The sequence below is a fragment of the Herbaspirillum sp. B65 genome, from assembly GCF_000333555.1.
In the GTDB taxonomy this organism is placed as follows: domain Bacteria; phylum Pseudomonadota; class Gammaproteobacteria; order Burkholderiales; family Burkholderiaceae_D; genus Herbaspirillum; species Herbaspirillum rubrisubalbicans.
Map to the genome: position 1 here is coordinate 1 of NZ_BADI01001100.1, position 275 is coordinate 275.

Here is a 275-nt window from a genome sequence, read left to right on the forward strand (position 1 = left end):
TGATGAAGCCTGGGCCGATCATGCCGGCAGCGCCGAGGTCCAAGCCTTCCTGCTGGCCTTGCCGGCGGTGATGAGCGGCGGCGAGGCGGCGCCTTGGGCGGTACCGGCAGCAGTTGGGCCAGCGACCCCTGAGGTCAACGCCGAGGTCACGCCGGCGCCTACCTCCAGCCCGGCGAGTCCCTTGTCTGGCGAAGCCGTGGCCCTGGCTGCGGCCTCCCGTGCCGTGCGCGTGAGTGCCGACAGTCTGGACCGGTTGCTGGGCCTGAGCGGCGAAG

1 pseudogene is annotated in these 275 nt (G+C 72.0%); it reads left to right on the forward strand.

Features of this window, described 5'->3' with window-relative positions:
• Positions 1-275: pseudogene (locus tag I5W_RS26115) on the forward strand (hybrid sensor histidine kinase/response regulator); the annotation flags it as partial.